The sequence below is a fragment of the Nocardia cyriacigeorgica genome, from assembly GCF_010858045.1.
Classification (GTDB): Bacteria; Actinomycetota; Actinomycetes; order Mycobacteriales; family Mycobacteriaceae; genus Nocardia; species Nocardia cyriacigeorgica_E.
Genome location: NZ_JAAGVC010000219.1, coordinates 1 through 328 on the forward strand (window position 1 = coordinate 1; position 328 = coordinate 328).

Genomic DNA, 328 nt, shown 5'->3' on the forward strand with positions numbered 1-328 from the left:
ACGACGAATATCCGTCCCGGATTCTCGCTCTGCGCGGTGCGCAGCAGACCCCAGGCCGCAGCGCCGGGCAGATCCACGGGTTCGCCGGGATGCACTGCCATCGCCTGCCGGGTCACGACCACCACGAGTTCGTCTGCTTGCAGTAATCGCTGCATCCGCGCGGTCAGGTCGGTCACCGAGTCTCGTACCAGTGCGGGGAGATCGCCCGCACCGGACGGCTCGTCCAGGCGCAGCACCGTCGCCGCCTGTCCCGCGACCGTGACGGTTTCGGCCTCGGCGGTGAGTGCCCAGGAAGCGTCCGCCGTGTCGTCGGTACCCGGTGCGGGCG

Annotated in this window: 1 protein-coding gene; it reads right to left on the reverse strand. The window is 70.1% G+C overall.

The window, feature by feature from the left end; genetic code table 11:
- Positions 1-328: SpnB-like Rossmann fold domain-containing protein (locus GV790_RS29450; RefSeq protein ID WP_163818077.1), on the reverse strand; the 328-nt coding region annotated here is incomplete at both ends.